This is a genomic window from Saprospiraceae bacterium (assembly GCA_016709995.1).
Classification (GTDB): domain Bacteria; phylum Bacteroidota; class Bacteroidia; order Chitinophagales; family Saprospiraceae; genus JADJLQ01.
Genome location: JADJLQ010000001.1, coordinates 407,793 through 423,869, shown reverse-complemented (window position 1 = coordinate 423,869; position 16,077 = coordinate 407,793). Strand labels below are relative to the sequence as shown.

Sequence of the window (16,077 nt, the reverse complement as noted above, 5' to 3'; positions counted from 1 at the left end):
ATTTAATTATGACCAGGATACATCAGTTCAGCAAATTTTTTGCCGGCATCATCCAGCACCAATACCCAATCATTACCGTAGCCCTGGCTAGGTGGCACAAATTGTCTTATTCCTTTATTAGTGATTAAATCTCCTTTGATTGACTTGCCGGTTTTGGGTTCATACCAATAAGATTGCAATTGCTCTCCTGAAATCTTCCCCAAACTTAACTCAAATGGAAACCCCTGCGAAGAATATACCATCAAATAATCATTACCTCTGGTAGCCTGGATTCGATTGTGCGCTTGCAAAAGATTTTGTACCATGGTAGGATCTGGTACTCTATCGGGCATAGGTCTGGAGGTCATAAGGTGGCGTAAATAGCGCATTTGATTAGCCCCTGGCAAATCCATAGCTACATACCATGGAAAGTGTGGACCATTTACAGGAGTCCTTTGTGGGCTATACATCTGCCAGATATCATGACATCCATAAGTGTGGCCACAAGCCCCGGAGAACACATCGAGATAGGCATTTTTCCTGACATCATATGCACTGGAAGTACCGAGATCTTTGGCATTAAAACAGACAGGGTGGTCTTCATAAATAGGCTCCCCATCGAGTACCGGTTTGGCAGGCGTTTTGTTATAAGCTACCGCAAGACGATCCCACACATTGTTTTCACGACAATGGCCAGTTTGAAACATATTCAGATCCAACCATTCATCTTGATGAAACCATTTGGAAGATCCTCCATCTTCCAGGTTATTTGGTTGAGGATGAAAAGTCATAAATGCCCGATCCTTGCCCCCTACTCCATCTTGAATACCGGCAGCCATTCTTCGCCATACATTTACATCCTGTTCGTCCCTTGGAGTTCGGTCTCCTCCAAGTATCCAGATAATATTTTTTTGTTTTTATATCGTAGACCCAGCCATTTACCATATTCATAGGCATTGGCTGCATTGAATATTTCAGGTCCCATACCCCAGGTGCTTTTGTTTAGTTTATCACCCCAGGTTGGTAAAAATCCAATATATAAATGATATTGTGCAGCCAAGTCAATTACATAATCAATGTGTTGAAAAAAAGCTTCTCTTGGTCGCAGCGGGTCATCATTTTCGAGTGGTATTTCGCCATAGGCATTGGGAGTGTGCAAGCCATCCATCTCTGCAAGCGCCACCGCCTGGATTACATTAAATCCCTGAGCAGCCCTTGTCTTAAAATAAAGATCCGTCTCCTCCTTTGTCAATCGATGGAACAACTCCCAGGCTGTATCCCCCATCCAGAAAAACGGAGTACCATCTGCTTGTATTATATATCGATGATTGTCACTCACCTTGAGCTGAGCCGATAGTCCGGATAGGCCTAGAAACGGACATAAAATCGCAATACTCAAACACCTGAGATATAAAATGCTTTGACGATTCATATTAGATTGTTTTAATTTGATTCAAACTTTCCTGGATACTTTGCAAACGCTCTATACCATCGGCCATTTTCCTTCTTTCATTTTCTATCACCTCAGGTTTAGCATTTTGTACAAATCGTTCGTTATCCAGTTTTTTCCTGATGGAATCCACAAAACCCTTTGCATAAACTAATTCTTTTTCCAGTCTGTCAGTTTCAGCTGGAATATCAATTTCTTTATTTAATGGTATGAAGTATTTAGTAGCTCCACAGATAAAAGACACTGCCTGGGATACCTCTGATTGAACCCATTCGATATCGGAGATATTGCCAAATTTAGAGACGAATTTCATCTGACTTTCTGTCGAGAATAGTGCCCGACCTTCTTCAGAATCAAATATTTTCAAAGCTAGCTCCTCTTTCATGGCTATGCCATTTTTATTTCTTATTTCCCTGATCGATCTGATAAGGTCTTGAAGTGCCGATATGGTTTTGAGGGTAGTCTCATCATAAGCAGCAGGTCCCGGGTAAGGCGACACGATACAATCATCTCCTTCCTTACGATCCCGTAATTGATGCCAGAGCTCTTCGGTGATAAAGGGAAGATATGGATGGAGTGCTGACAAGATTTCTTCAAAATAAGCGATCGACTCTTCTTTGACGATGGGGGCTATCCCTGTGCCTGCTTCCGGCTTGATCATCTCCAGATACCAGGAGCAAAAATCATCCCATACAAAGGAGTAAAGTGTAGTAATAGCCTCAGATAGTCGATATTGATCTATATTCTGGTTGACTTCAGTCTTGCATCTGCTCCACTTCTGTTGATAGGTTTGCATAGCAAGCTGTTGGACAGGATTGGGGTCTTCATTATGATCTACCGTCCATCCCTGGATCAGCCTGGTTGCATTCCATATTTTATTACAAAAATTTCGACCATTTTCACAAAGCTTTTCATCAAATAAAAGATCACCTCCCGCCGGCGATGAAGCCAGTATCCCGTATCGCACTGCATCGGCACCATAATTGGATATCAACTCAAGACAATCCGGACTATTACCCAAAGATTTACTCATCTTCCTACGCAGCTTATCTCTCACCATACCGGTGAAATAAACACTTCGAAACGGCAGATTGCCTTGCCATTCGTAGCCACTCATGATCATCCTGGCGACCCAAAGAAATATGATATCCCACCCTGTGACCAGGACCGCGGTAGGATAATAATAATCCAATTCTTCTTTTGAATTAAACCCATCAAAAACCGATATTGGCCATAACCAGCTCGAAAACCAGGTATCCAAAACATCTTCGTCGCGTTTCAAATCCGACAAAGTCAAATCATTATTAGCGGTCTGTTTTTTTGCTTTTTCAAGCGCTTCTTCGGCAGTGAGTGCTACATAGGGCTGAGTAGAACCAGCCAAATACCAGGCAGGGATTTGATGCCCCCACCACAACTGTCTCGATATGCACCAGTCACGAATGTTTTCCATCCAGTGTTTGTAGACATTTTTATATTTCTCAGGTATAAAAAGTATATCATCCTTCATCACAGCCTCTAAAGCAGGTGCAGACAATTTTTTCATATCTACGTACCATTGCAAGGATAGTTTCGGTTCTACCACAGCATTGGTCCTTTCTGACCGACCGATATTGGTTTTATAATCTTCGGTTTTGACCAGTAGACCAAGTTCTTGCAGTTTGGCCACGACCAATTTGCGTGCTTCGAATCTTTCTTTGCCGACAAATACCTGGGCTGATTCATTAAGTGTACCATCATCATTTAAGGTATCGATGGTGTCGAGACCATGTTTCTTGCCCAGTTCATAATCATTAATATCATGTGCAGGGGTCACTTTAAGCGCACCGGTACCAAATGCCTGATCTACATATTCATCAAAGATGATCGGTATCATACGATCTACCAGGGGCACCAGGACGCGCTGACCTTTCAGCGCACTGTATCTTGGATCATCAGGATGTACCGCTACCGCCGTGTCCCCCATGATAGTCTCCGGACGCTGGGTGGCAATGATTACCTTCATACCTGGCTGATCTACAACCTGGTAGGCGATATGATATAAGGTAGCCTGCTCTTCGTGGTAGATGACTTCTTCATTGCTGAGCACAGTTTTTGCTTCCGGATCCCAATTGACCATCCTAAAATCACGGTATAACTTGCCTTTTTCATGCAAATCGACAAATACTTTGTACACAGCGTCGCTTCGTATTTCATCCATGGTAAAAGCAGTTCGCTTCCAATCACAGCTGGCACCAAGTTTTTTCAATTGATTGAGAATGATACCGCCATACTTGTCTGTCCACTGCCAGGCATATTTTAAAAATTCTTCCCTACCGAGATCTCCCTTTTTGATGCCTTTTTCGTCTCTGAGCCACCGTACTACCTTGGCTTCAGTAGCGATAGAGGCATGGTCAGTACCTGGCACCCAGCAGGCGTTTTTTCCTTCCATGCGCGCTTTTCTTACGAGCACATCCTGAATCGTATTATTAAGTATATGCCCCATGTGGAGTACCCCTGTCACATTCGGCGGTGGGATGACTACACTGAAGGGTTCTCTGTCATTGGGTATAGAGTGAAAGTAATCCATACCCATCCAGTGTGCATACCATTTTTCTTCTACTTCAGTAGGTTGATACCTTGTCGCAATTTCCATATGGGCACAAAGATAGAGCACATTGTGGAATAGGCTGGCAAGAAGACCACTAAAGCGAGAGCATAAGTATGCGTGGTAGGTACGCACCAAAAATGTTGATAATTTGCATCTTTAATTCAAAAAAGTCATTAAATCAAATACACTTCATATTGAGACCTTGATCGAAGGCTGTAAAAAGGAGGACCGACTAAGCCAACAGGCCTTGTATGATCAGTATGCTCCAGTTTTGCTGGGATTGTGCAGAAGATATATCAATGTACTAGAAGATGCGGAGGATGTGATGATAGAAGGGTTTTATAAAATATTTAGCAATATCCGTCAATTTGATGGCCGGGGTAGTTTCGAAGGATGGATGAAAAAAATAATGGTCAATGAAGCATTAATGTGGATCCGAAAGAAAAAATTGATTAAAGTAGAACTGAACGAAAAATGGCCTATACCACAGGAAGATATGGATTTACAAAATTTTGAATTAAGAGGCTCGGAAGTCATTCCATTATTGGACCAGCTGCCGGTAGGATATAAGACCGTGTTTAACCTATTTGTCATGGAAGAGTACAAACACAGAGAGATCGCAGATATGCTTGGGATTAGTATCAATACCTCCAAATCTCAGCTGATCCTGGCCAAGAAAAGGCTAAAGGAAATAGTAGAAAACAAAAAATTAAAAAACTTAAAACCAATAATATAGTATGAATAATATCGAAAGTCAGTTTCGCAGATATTCTAACGATATCCATGTACCCCCTTCTCAGGATGCCTGGATAAAACTTGCTGACAGGCTTCATGCCAATAAAAAAAGAAAACCATTGTGGCACTCTACCTGGTACAGACTTGCTGCTGCCATGATAGGTGTTATACTGGTCACTGGCATCACTTATAATGTAAGAATAAACAAAACAAGTACTGCAACACCTTTGGTCTCAACCATCCAGTTTGACCATACCCAGGACGAATTGATAATCAATCAGATCAACCAACTACATCATGCTTACGCCCGCTTGAATATGTCAATAAAATTTGATCAGAATTAGACTTCCGGCACCAAACCAAAAATTGGTACAAGTTGATTTTCAGATTCTCTGAATGGATGTCGCGGAACCCAATCCTGGTTCTGGTTTAAAAAATCTAATAAATAGGGCACGAAAGTATTGTTGATCACTTTACGATGTTTTATATAACAGGTCAACGAATGTGCTTTGGCACCAACACTGCTTTTGATCTCTAATGCAGTGCGGGAAAATCGGGTTCTTGTTTTTTTACGTAAAATGGAGCTTTGGATAATGTCGAATAAAATATTGAGGTACAGCTGATAAGGTTTGTTCAATGATTCATTGATGCCAAGAAAATGAGCCTCATCTTCCGCTCCATCTTCGATGACGGTATAGAATGCCACCAATTCATCTTTTAAACTGTAGGTATAAATGTGAAATGCTTCCCCCAGGTTCTTTTTGAGTTGGTAGAAGTAATCAGGATGTAAATCGACGAGGTTAAACTCTGCATGTGTGGCTGTCTGTTTGTACAAACCATATAACTGTGCTCGAAAGGTGGAGGCTTCTTCCATTGAAATTTCCCTTCGAAGGATCCCATTAGCCGCTTTCATTGCCCTTCTGGCCCTGATTCGATACTTGGAATGTAAATCATCCAGGTAATCCTCAAAGCGCATCCAATGTCGCGGCAGGTCCAGGATCATATTGGGTTGAATCTCAAAACTGTGGAAGGTGCTTTCTTCCAAAACTTTTTGATCCTGGAAAAAATCTTTAACGAGCACAACATTGGTATCCAGACTTCTAGACCTCAACCAGCCCTGCATTTCTTCTATCATATGTTGGTAGATCAAGCCTGCACTCGACTCATGATCAGGACGCAATATATAGCCATACGGCCCACTTAAGAGCAAATTGCCGCACACCAAAGTATTAAATTCTACAAGATTGACTACCAGCGACTTAAGCCTCAAATGTAGTCGACAGAAAAAATCCTCATCCTGGCCTAAGCGCATACTCTGCTGTGCCTGAAAATATTTTACCTGGAAGTTAAAGAAGCCTACGGGTTGATCAAGATGATCTATCAAAACTGCATAAACCGGTTTTAATCCTTGTGGCGGGCATTCTTCGATCGACTTAAGAAATGGATAGGATAATAAGGTACTTCTTGTGCCCATAGTTGCTATCAATGGCTCAATCTCGTCTATGCTAAAATCAAAACACAAACTGTAATTATTTTCGAATCCAGATATGTGGACAGAAGATCGTTGCATATAATTTTTAAAGGTTGTATTTGACAAGATTAATCCACCAATCCATTGTAAATCATAGTATTACTCAATAAACAGGGTGAGTTCATCCATTTTATGAAAGGCGAAATTAAAGGAGATTTTTAAAAAGCCTTGATTTTTTAGACCTGGGCTGGTTTGTAATCTCTGAATTACCAGCCATTAAACGAATAATTTTACAGGAAGGATTGGGAGTCAAGTCAATAGATTCATTTATAAGTATCTTTGGACGACATTACCTATATCATTTGCTATCAACCTGGTATAAAAAATATCGACACCTGCTATTATGCCTACTGGTAATACTTCCTTTTATAGCCTTCTCCCAAAACATTCCTTGTGGTACTGATGATTATTATCTTCTGAGATCAAGCGAACCAAGCTCACTTAAAGAGTTGAAACTGAATTCCAGGTCAGCTACCATTTTACCTATAGTTGTACACATCGTCTGGTTTGATGAAAAAGATAATTTATCAGACGAAGTGATCGCAAAACAGATAGAAAGGCTCAATATTGATTTTAATCAGACCACAAAAGGCAGGGCGGATATTCCTTCAGAATTCGCAGCTGCGATTGGCGACCCACAGATCAGATTCTGCCTCGCCGCCCAGGACCCTTCAGGCAATCCACATAGTGGCATTACACGAACCAGAACCACTATAGATCATATCGGATCGGTAAAAGATGTACTCAATCGCTTTCAGATACATTATGCTCGATCTGGAGGGCATGATGCCTGGCCTACGGATAAGTATATCAATATCTGGGTGGGCCGGATGGAAAATATATTTGGAAGAAGCACGATAGGCGGTATGGTTCCCGTGATGGAAGAAGATGGTATCGTGATCGATCCCATTTATTTCACGATTTCCCCGGGTGCCAAAATATTAGGGCGAACCCTGGTACATGAAATGGGCCATTACCTCGGCCTCAAACATACCTGGGGGCAGATCATAGGAGATTGTGACGAAGATGATGGACTGCAAGACACTCCACCGCAGCAAGGGCCCTATTTTGATTGCCCTCAGCATCCTCAATTTTCCTGCGGACAAAAGAGCATGTTTATGAATTTTATGGATTTTGTTGATGACGAATGTTCAAAGTTTTTTACCAGGGACCAGGTCTATCTGATGTGGACTACGCTACAGACTTCAAGAAACTCCTTGCTCAACCAACCCATCTCCTGTGCACTGCTACCCAAACCAGTTTCTCTAGAGTTATTGAATATAAAAATATCCAATTCAAGGGGTAATTTGCATATCCAGAGCGAATTACCTGAAAACCCTATCTATTATTCCGTATTTAACACCCAGGGCCAATCATTGCTCGAAAGTGAACTATATATAATACCAGCCGTGGATGTAGAAATAAAACACTGGCCTGCGGGAATTTACTTTTTATATTTTCGTTATAATAAAGAACAGAAAACTGTGAAATTTTTAAAACTTTGAGATGAAGCAATTTATAATCATAAGCCTTGTATGGAGTAGTCTGATGCAGTGTAGTCCAAAAAAGGTGCTGGTCAGTACACCGGGGGCAAAACTATTTGAAATGTCCAAGTCGCCTTGTTTCGGATATTGCCCTGTATATAATGTGACCATATACCAAAGCGGCATTATGAAGCTTCATGCTAAACAAAACATGAATATTAACGGAATGTATACATATCAGCTGACCAAAGTCGAATTGAAGGAGATTAAATCCACACTTAAGGATTTAAACCTGGCTGCCTTTAGAGACGAATACCGGGAGCCCATCGCTGATGCGCCCTCTACTGAAATAATCTACTTCGGTGAAAATCCGGAAAAAAAGATATTCACCAATTATCAATATCCCGGTGCCTTACAAAGATTTGCTGATCGCATAGATTCAATGGCGCTGAGCGACCACTGGGAAAAATTGGTGGAAAATCGGACAAAAACCGAATTCATCCTACAATTAGAACCTGGAATGACCATCGCCGATGTTCTCCAAAAATATAATGCTTACGAGATGATGCTTGGAAAAAGACTTGATCCTGCTACCAATCAATATTGGACAGTCACCGCAATGATAGAGCCCGGAACCACTGATGCTTTTATAAAAATGCTCTCTGATGACCCAGCCATACAACAAGCTCAATTAAATAAGTCTTTGGATTTGAGGACCCGATAGGTAAGCTCCTAACGCATATTCAATAATTTTTGGAAAAGACATTTGCTTTAACTGACCTTTTGCCTTGATATTTAACCTGCTTGAATTTGAATTGAACCTTCAACTAATAAAAATGTTCCTGTTAATTAATACGTAAAAAAAACAGGGCACCTTAACTGATAAACAGCAAAGCACCCTGTATAAACCCCAAAAAACCAATTTGCGAAGACCAAGGCCTTACAGCCAGGGTCTTCTATTATTTATAAATTTTGACGGAATCTTTATTTCATCAATTTTTACACATATTTGACGGAGGTAAAAATAAAAGTCACGCAAATAAAGAATTTTTTTTTAGCTCAATCGAAAAAATAGGTAGTATGAAACTAAAAAAAGAGTACACATGCTCAAATTGTGGTGTAAAAAGCCTAAAATGGGTGGGTAACTGCCCTTCCTGTGGGGAATGGAATACTTATGTAGAAGAAATAGTAGAAGTCAATCAGAAAGCAAACTTGCTGGACAAACAATTAAGGTCCCAAAAAAGCAAAATAAAGCCTGTCGCTTTACAATCGATTCAGAAATCAGCTGAAAAAAGATTAATCACTCCTGATCAGGAGTTTAACCGCACACTAGGGGGAGGTATCGTCAGTGGTTCCCTCATCTTGATCGGAGGTCAACCCGGTATTGGCAAATCCACTTTGACCATGCAGCTAGCCCTTCAAATCAAAAATAAGGTGCTTTACGTATCAGGAGAAGAAAGCGAAGAGCAAATCAAGATGAGGGCGGACAGGATCGGGATCAAACACGAAAATGTATATATTCTGACAGAGACCGATATGCATAGCGTATTAGAAGAAATCACTTTGTTACAACCGGAACTAGTCATTATAGATTCTATTCAAACCTTATCTCTCTCTACCCTGGAGTCTATTCATGGCAGTGTGACCCAGGTGCGTGAATGTACCGCCGAGATACAACGATATGCCAAGTCAACCGGTATACCATTTATTCTCATCGGACACATTAATAAAGAAGGACTCATAGCCGGCCCAAAAGTGCTGGAGCACATCGTCGATGTCGTACTCCAATTTGAAGGCGATGCGCTACACGCCTATCGAATCATCCGAACGCGTAAAAATCGATTTGGGTCCACAGACGAAATGGGGATCTATGAGATGCAATCATCCGGGCTCCGTCAAATATCCAATCCATCGGAATTATTACTATCACAAACTGATGAAAATCTTAGTGGCAGTGTGGTATGTGCTACTATGGAAGGTATGCGACCTGTGCTGCTGGAAGTACAAGCCCTGGTGAGTACTGCTATATATGGTACAGCTCAACGATCTGTCACCACCTATGACCTGAGGCGATTAAGTATGCTGCTGGCCGTATTGGAAAAGCGGGGAGGCTTGAGATTTTCAAGTTTGGATGTATTCCTCAATATAGCCGGGGGATTGAAGATAGTAGATCCTGCCTTGGATCTAGGTGTAATAGCTGCATTGGTTTCCTCCATGCAGGATCTGCCTGTATCAAAAAACATCGCTTTTGCTGGTGAGATTGGCTTGAGTGGAGAAATAAGAGCAGTTAGTCGCATCGAACAAAGAATACAAGAAGCAGAACGCTTAGGATTCGACAAAATTCTGATTCCAAAAAATAACCTAAAAGGCCTGGCCAAGAACAAATATAAAATTAACATACTTGGCTTTAGCAAAGTTGCAGATGCTCTTTCCGAACTTTTTGGTTGACTTTCCCATTAATCTATGGTCATTTTAGCAGGAATATTTTGTTGCTGTTCGATAGTTGGTGGCAAGTCCCTGTGCTGGTATTGTTGATCTCTTAATTGAGGGATATAACCTGCCTCGATAATAGCTTGCTGTATGCCCGAGGCTGTAAATCTGTATGGGGCACCTGCTGCACTCACTACATTTTCCTCGATCATGATGCTTCCCATGTCATTGGCCCCTGCATGAAGGCATATTTGAGCTATGTGTTTTCCTACGGTGAGCCAGGAGGCCTGGATGTTTTGAATATTGGGGAGCATGATGCGACTAAGAGCGATCATCCTAACATATTCTTCCGCAGTAGTCTCATTTTCAGCACGTTTGATGCGTTGTAGGAGGGTACCTTCATCCTGAAATGGCCAGGGTATGAATGCCAGGAAACCGACGGCATCTGCAGGTCGCTCATGCTGAACCTGCCTCAGCTTGCACAGATGCTCCATTCTTTCCTCAATAGTCTCTATAGTGCCAAACATCATGGTAGCAGAAGTGGTCAGACCTAGTTTATGTGCCTCACGCATCACATCGAGCCATTCATCGGAGAGGCATTTCCCCCGGGCTATAAGATTCCTGACGCGGTCGACCAATATTTCGGCACCCGCGCCTGGCAAGGAGTCCAGCCCAGATTCTATAAGTGACCGGAGAGTCTCCTCGTGGCTGGTACCGGATATTTTGGAGATATGGGCTATCTCTGGAGGGCCAAGGGCATGAAGCTTTAATGTAGGATACATGGCCTTTAACTGTCGGAAAAGTTTGGTATAATAATCAAGGCCCAGGTCAGGATGATGACCACCTTGCAACAACAGCTGCTCGCCACCATATCGAAAAAGTTCTTCGATCTTCTCTTTATATTGATCCAGGGAGGTGATATAAGCATCAGAATGCCCCGGAACTCTATAAAAATTGCAAAACTTGCAGTTAGCTACACAGACATTCGTCGTATTACTGTTCCTATCTATGATCCAGGTCACTGTTTGGCCTGGGTTCTTCGCCTGTCTCAAAGCATGACCGGCGGCCATGAGTTCACCCAAAGTGGCATGCTTAAATAAATAGGTACCCTCTTCAATGCTCAACCACTCAGATTGTAATGCTTTTGTCAATAAAAGTTGTGTATTCATCTTATAACCTCAAAAATAATGACCTTCAAGCTAAGGACAACAATAAATCACCTTAAAGCCAAATTTAAAGGTTGAAAAATTTCTAATTTTTATTCTAAGATTATATATTATCTTTGCACCGAGTTGAAAAAGAAATCTGGAAGGGAACCAAAAGTTCCCTTCTTCATTTTAGGACATCTATGTTGATCGAAGAGACGGTAACGAATTGGCTAAATGAAAAATTTACTGAAGAAAGCTTCAGGGAATGTTATGTGGTGGATGTCCATCACTCACCAAAAAAACTTGAAATCTTTCTCGATAGTGACGGCGTATTGGATCTGGCTCTTTGTACAAAAATCAACAAATGGCTTGGTCGCAAAATCGAAGAATCTGACCTTATACCGGATGCTTATATATTGGAAGTGTCCTCGATGGGCTTGGATAGACCATTAAAACTTCATCGCCAGTATGTCAAAAATATCGGGCGTCCAGTGACAGTGCACCATCAAAACGGCCATATCATCGAAGGCATCCTGACCGAAGTCAAACCAGACATGATTATAGTCCAACAGGAAGTCATTGAAATTGAAAAAAAGAAAAAAGTAAAGAAGAAAGTAGAAACTATTATATTATTAGATGATATCATTAAAACCTTTATTCAAATAAAATTTTGATCCATGATCAATTTAGTTGAAACATTTTCGGAATTCAAAGCGGGAAAAAATATTGACCGCCCTACCCTCATGCGGGTGATGGAGGATGTATTTCGTACCCTCATCAAGAAAAAATACGGCACAGATGAAAACTTCAATGTGATCGTAAATACCCAAAAAGGTGACCTGGAGCTATGGCATGTACGGCAAATCGTGCCGGATGGTGAAGTTTCTGATCCATATAAAGAAATCTCTGTATCAGAAGCCCGCGAGATAGATCCGGACTATGATGTAAATGAGGAATGTTACACCAAACTCGAATTAGAGGATTTTGGACGAAGATCTATCATGGCTGCTCGACAGACATTGATCTCCCGTATCCTGGAGTTGGAGAAAGACGAAGTATTTCAAAAATACTCAGATCGAAAAGGAGAAATCATCCTCGGCGAGGTCAACCAGGTCCTGCCCAAAGAAATCCTGGTCATTGATGATACTACCGGCAATGAACTGGTGCTGCCAAAATCTGAAATGATCAAAGCAGATCATTTTCGAAAAGGGGACATGGTCCGGGGCGTCATTAAAGATGTCATCATGAAAAACAATCTTCCATCTATCATTATGTCCAGAACGGATAGTGCTTTCCTGGAAAAGCTGATGGAACACGAAGTACCAGAGATAGAAGATGGACTGATCACTATCAAAAATATTGTCAGGATACCTGGCGAAAGGGCTAAAGTAGCTGTAGAATCATATGATGATCGTATAGACCCGGTCGGTGCTTGTGTAGGCATGAAAGGGTCGCGAATCCATGGCATCGTTCGTGAGTTGCGTAATGAAAATATTGATATAGTCAATTACACCAACAACCTTACTTTGTACATACAGCGTGCTCTTACACCCGCTAAGGTCACCAAAATTGAAATTGACGAACCAAATAAGAGAGCATCTGTTTATCTCAAACCAGATCAGGTCTCCCTGGCTATAGGCAAAGGCGGCTCGAATATCAAACTCGCCAGTAAACTCACAGGCTTTGAAATAGATGTCTATCGGGACACTGAAGAAGGAACAGAAATCGATGATGTCGATCTCGATGAATTTGCAGATGAGATAGAAGCATGGATCATTGATACGCTTAAAGGGATCGGTTGCGATACTGCCAGAAGTGTATTGACCTTAAGCAGGGAAGAATTGATCAGAAGGTCAGACCTGGAAGAAGAGACTATTGATGATGTGTTGAAGATATTATCTAGTGAAATGGAAGAGGATCAAGCAAGTTGATAGAAGCAATTTCAACTTGAGTGGTCTTCAAATAGGTGGATTGAAAATTTATATATGGCTAAAAATTTAGTAAAGACTGCTTCAGAATTTAATATTGGCACGAGCTCTATCGTTGAGCACTTGCAAAAGAAAGGGTTTGCCATAGAAAATAAACCCAACGCCAAGATCACAGACGAAATGTTTGCTGAATTGATCAAAGAGTTTTCTGCATCTATGGCAGTCAAAGAGAAAGCTGAGCAGCTCATCATAGGTAAAGCCAGCGCTACCCAATCACCTAAGCGAGAGATACCATCCATCCCAACCCCGCTTCCGCCTCCTGCCCCAATAGCTCCTGTCGTTGAAGCCAAATCCATTCCAACACCAACTACTCCTGTTCCAACGCCCACCACAACAATATCGGAGCCAACCACTGCTGCTGATTCAGTGATCACAAGAGTTACGGTTGATGCTCCTAAGATTACGGTGGTAGATAAAATAGATCTTGAAGCTAAAAAGAAAAAGAAACCAACCGATAAGGTCCCTGAAATAGAGGATGTCAGAGAACCGTCCACTCCTGAACCTAAAGTAGTAGAATCTTCCAAAATCATTGCCCCAGTTACTTCCACCGAAGAACCAGTTCAGGAAATGCATCGGTCTGAAACACCTACCTTGAAAGGGTTGAAGATTTTGGGTAAAATCGATACTGACAAATTTTCAAAGAAGAAAAAAGAAGAACCTGTAGCTGACCTGGATTCGAAGAAAAAACCTTTGGCTTCTTCGGATGAGGATATCAGGAAAAAACGAAAACGAAAACGAAAGAAAATCGAATCCACGGCTCCCCCTCCCTCAGGCACCCCAGGGACAGGCGTCAGGCCAGCCCGCGGCAGAGATGATGTCAAAGAGATTTCTCAAAAGGAAATTGACGATCAGATTAGAGCTACCCTGGCCAGATTAGGTTCAAATACGAAATCTAGAAGACAAAAAATAAGACGCGATAATCGATCCAGGATAAGAGAAAAAATAGAACTGGAAGAGCAAGCTCTAGTGAGCACAGATATGCAGGTCACCGAATTTATGTCAGTTTCTGAGCTTGCTTCCCTGCTGAATGTAAAACCTGCACAAGTCATCATGACCTGTATGAATCTGGGTGTCATCGTATCGATCAATCAAAGACTAGATGCTGAAATTATAGAGCTGGTTGCCGAAGAGTTTGGCCACAAAGTTTCATTTGTATCTGCTGAAGACTCTACTGACACAGAAGAAGATGTTGAAGATCTACCCAGCGACCTGGTGCCCAGGGCTCCTATCGTCACTGTGATGGGACACGTAGATCATGGCAAAACTTCCTTGTTGGATTATATCCGAAGCGCTAATGTGGTCTCAGGAGAAGCTGGAGGAATAACCCAACATATCGGTGCCTATGAAGTAAAATTGGGAGACAAACAAATCACCTTCCTGGATACTCCGGGACATGAGGCTTTTACCGCTATGCGCGCACGTGGTACCAAAATGACGGATGTGGTCATCATCATCATTGCTGCCGATGACAATATCATGCCTCAGACCAAAGAAGCCATTTCTCACGCTCAGGCTGCTGGTGTACCCATCGTTTTTGCCATTAATAAAATAGATAAACAAGGTGCTAATCCTGAAAAAATAAAACAAGAGCTTGCTGCCATGAACCTGATGGTCGAAGATTGGGGTGGCAAAATCCAATCACAGGACATATCAGCCAAGACTGGATTGAATGTAGACAAGCTCATGGAGAAGATATTGCTTGAAGCGGAGATCCTTCAACTCACCGCTAATCCAAAACGGATGGCATCAGGTACCGTCATCGAAGCTTCTCTCGACAAAGGCAGAGGCTACGTTACCAAACTTCTTGTTCAAAATGGAAGTTTAAATGTAGGTGATGCCATTCTTGCAGGAGAACATTTTGGTCGTGTCAAGGCCATGTTTAATGAATGGGGCCAAAAAATAACAATAGCAGATCCTTCCAGTCCTGTATTGATTCTGGGCATGTCAGGTGCTCCTCAGGCAGGTGAAAAATTCAAAGTGTTTGAAGATGAATCCATCGCCAAAGATCTAGGCTTGAAGCGCGCTCAGATCAACCGAGAACTCGCCACCAGAACTAATAAGCGTATATCGCTCGATGAGATCGGCAGACGACTTGCACTAGGTACGTTTAAAGAGCTGAAGATCATTATTAAAGGTGATGTGGACGGATCCATCGAAGCGTTGGCGGATTCACTCATCAAACTGTCGATTGAAAAGATTCAGGTATCAGTCATCCACAAAGCGGTTGGGGGCATTACAGAATCAGATGTATTGCTTGCCTCAGCATCAGATGCCATTATTATAGGATTTCAGGTCAGACCTTCTGCAAGTGCCCGAAAGCTTGCTGAAAAAGAAGGTGTGGAGATCAAGACATTCTCTATCATTTATGAAGCCATCGCAGTCATCAGATCAGCTATGGAAGGTATGATGGAACCGGTTAAAGAAGAGAAAGTGATAGCCATGCTCGAAGTCAGAGAAGTCTTTAAAATCACTGGAGTGGGTTCTATAGCCGGATGTTTTGTCACGGAGGGAAAAATCATGAAAAACACGCCTATCAGGCTGATCAGGGATGGTATCGTGACTTATCCAAGCAAAGAAGGCGCTACTGCCAAAATAGCTGCACTCAAAAGATTTAAGGATGATGTCAAAGAGGTTAAAAGTGGATTGGAGTGCGGTCTATCCATTGAAAACTTCAATGATATCAAAACAGGTGATGTTATAGAAGGTTACGAAATCAGCGAGGTTAAGGCTCGTCTGAGCTAAAAA

11 protein-coding genes and 1 pseudogene are annotated in these 16,077 nt (G+C 41.9%); 8 read left to right on the top strand and 4 right to left on the bottom strand.

The annotated features are described in order from the left end of the window. Positions 1-2 precede the first annotated feature (2 nt). Positions 3-1,411, bottom strand: a pseudogene (locus tag IPJ09_01820) (glycoside hydrolase family 140 protein). A gap of 1 nt (position 1,412) precedes the next feature. Beyond that, complete coding sequence (locus IPJ09_01815; GenBank protein ID MBK7370182.1) at positions 1,413-4,061, bottom strand: valine--tRNA ligase; 2,649 nt, start codon at positions 4,059-4,061, stop codon at positions 1,413-1,415. Between the two features lie 127 nt (positions 4,062-4,188). Between IPJ09_01815 and IPJ09_01810 the strand changes: the two genes are divergently transcribed. Both IPJ09_01810 and IPJ09_01805 read left to right on the top strand, forming a co-directional pair. Next, a complete protein-coding gene (locus tag IPJ09_01810; protein ID MBK7370181.1) occupies positions 4,189-4,752 on the top strand; it encodes an RNA polymerase sigma factor in 564 nt (187 codons plus the stop codon). 1 nt (position 4,753) lies between these two features. Then, positions 4,754-5,095, top strand: coding sequence for a hypothetical protein (locus IPJ09_01805; protein ID MBK7370180.1), 342 nt, complete (start codon positions 4,754-4,756; stop codon positions 5,093-5,095). Here IPJ09_01805 and IPJ09_01800 read toward each other — a convergent pair. After that, positions 5,092-6,321 carry a hypothetical protein gene (locus IPJ09_01800; protein MBK7370179.1) on the bottom strand — a complete coding sequence of 410 codons (1,230 nt, stop codon included), beginning with the start codon at positions 6,319-6,321 and terminating at the stop codon, positions 5,092-5,094. The genes IPJ09_01805 and IPJ09_01800 overlap by 4 nt on opposite strands. Before the next feature lie 410 nt (positions 6,322-6,731). Between IPJ09_01800 and IPJ09_01795 the strand changes: the two genes are divergently transcribed. From IPJ09_01795 to radA, 3 genes are all read left to right on the top strand, one after another. Beyond that, entirely contained in the window at positions 6,732-7,787 is a 1,056-nt protein-coding gene (locus IPJ09_01795; protein MBK7370178.1) for a T9SS type A sorting domain-containing protein, read from the top strand. Between the two features lies 1 nt (position 7,788). Further along, positions 7,789-8,490, top strand: coding sequence for a hypothetical protein (locus IPJ09_01790; GenBank protein ID MBK7370177.1), 702 nt, complete (start codon positions 7,789-7,791; stop codon positions 8,488-8,490). 356 nt (positions 8,491-8,846) lie between these two features. Further along, positions 8,847-10,214 carry a DNA repair protein RadA gene (gene radA, locus IPJ09_01785; GenBank protein ID MBK7370176.1) on the top strand — a complete coding sequence of 456 codons (1,368 nt, stop codon included), beginning with the start codon at positions 8,847-8,849 and terminating at the stop codon, positions 10,212-10,214. Positions 10,215-10,222: 8 nt separating this feature from the next. Here radA and mqnC read toward each other — a convergent pair whose 3' ends face one another. Beyond that, positions 10,223-11,365, bottom strand: coding sequence for a dehypoxanthine futalosine cyclase (gene mqnC / locus IPJ09_01780; protein MBK7370175.1), 1,143 nt, complete (start codon positions 11,363-11,365; stop codon positions 10,223-10,225). 179 nt (positions 11,366-11,544) lie between these two features. Here mqnC and IPJ09_01775 point away from each other — a divergent pair, with 179 nt between their 5' ends. From IPJ09_01775 to infB, 3 genes are read left to right on the top strand one after another with little or no spacing between them, the layout of a single operon-like run. Next, complete coding sequence (locus IPJ09_01775) at positions 11,545-12,018, top strand: ribosome maturation factor RimP (protein MBK7370174.1); 474 nt, start codon at positions 11,545-11,547, stop codon at positions 12,016-12,018. Positions 12,019-12,021: 3 nt separating this feature from the next. After that, complete coding sequence (nusA, locus tag IPJ09_01770) at positions 12,022-13,275, top strand: transcription termination/antitermination protein NusA (GenBank protein MBK7370173.1); 1,254 nt, start codon at positions 12,022-12,024, stop codon at positions 13,273-13,275. Positions 13,276-13,329: 54 nt separating this feature from the next. Then, positions 13,330-16,074: a translation initiation factor IF-2 gene (gene infB / locus IPJ09_01765; protein MBK7370172.1), complete on the top strand. Its 2,745-nt coding sequence runs from the start codon at positions 13,330-13,332 to the stop codon at positions 16,072-16,074. Positions 16,075-16,077: the final 3 nt, after the last annotated feature.

What these genes read in the sequence shown, in the direction of transcription:
- IPJ09_01815 (MBK7370182.1), bottom strand. Translation starts at nt 4,061, where the DNA reads ATGGAAATTGCGACAAGGTATCAACCTACTGAAGTAGAAGAAAAATGG.
- IPJ09_01805 (MBK7370180.1), top strand. Translation starts at nt 4,754, where the DNA reads ATGAATAATATCGAAAGTCAGTTTCGCAGATATTCTAACGATATCCAT.
- IPJ09_01800 (MBK7370179.1), bottom strand. Translation starts at nt 6,321, where the DNA reads ATGCAACGATCTTCTGTCCACATATCTGGATTCGAAAATAATTACAGT.
- IPJ09_01790 (MBK7370177.1), top strand. Translation starts at nt 7,789, where the DNA reads ATGAAGCAATTTATAATCATAAGCCTTGTATGGAGTAGTCTGATGCAG.
- radA (MBK7370176.1), top strand. Translation starts at nt 8,847, where the DNA reads ATGAAACTAAAAAAAGAGTACACATGCTCAAATTGTGGTGTAAAAAGC.
- mqnC (MBK7370175.1), bottom strand. Translation starts at nt 11,365, where the DNA reads ATGAATACACAACTTTTATTGACAAAAGCATTACAATCTGAGTGGTTG.
- IPJ09_01775 (MBK7370174.1), top strand. Translation starts at nt 11,545, where the DNA reads ATGTTGATCGAAGAGACGGTAACGAATTGGCTAAATGAAAAATTTACT.
- nusA (MBK7370173.1), top strand. Translation starts at nt 12,022, where the DNA reads ATGATCAATTTAGTTGAAACATTTTCGGAATTCAAAGCGGGAAAAAAT.
- infB (MBK7370172.1), top strand. Translation starts at nt 13,330, where the DNA reads ATGGCTAAAAATTTAGTAAAGACTGCTTCAGAATTTAATATTGGCACG.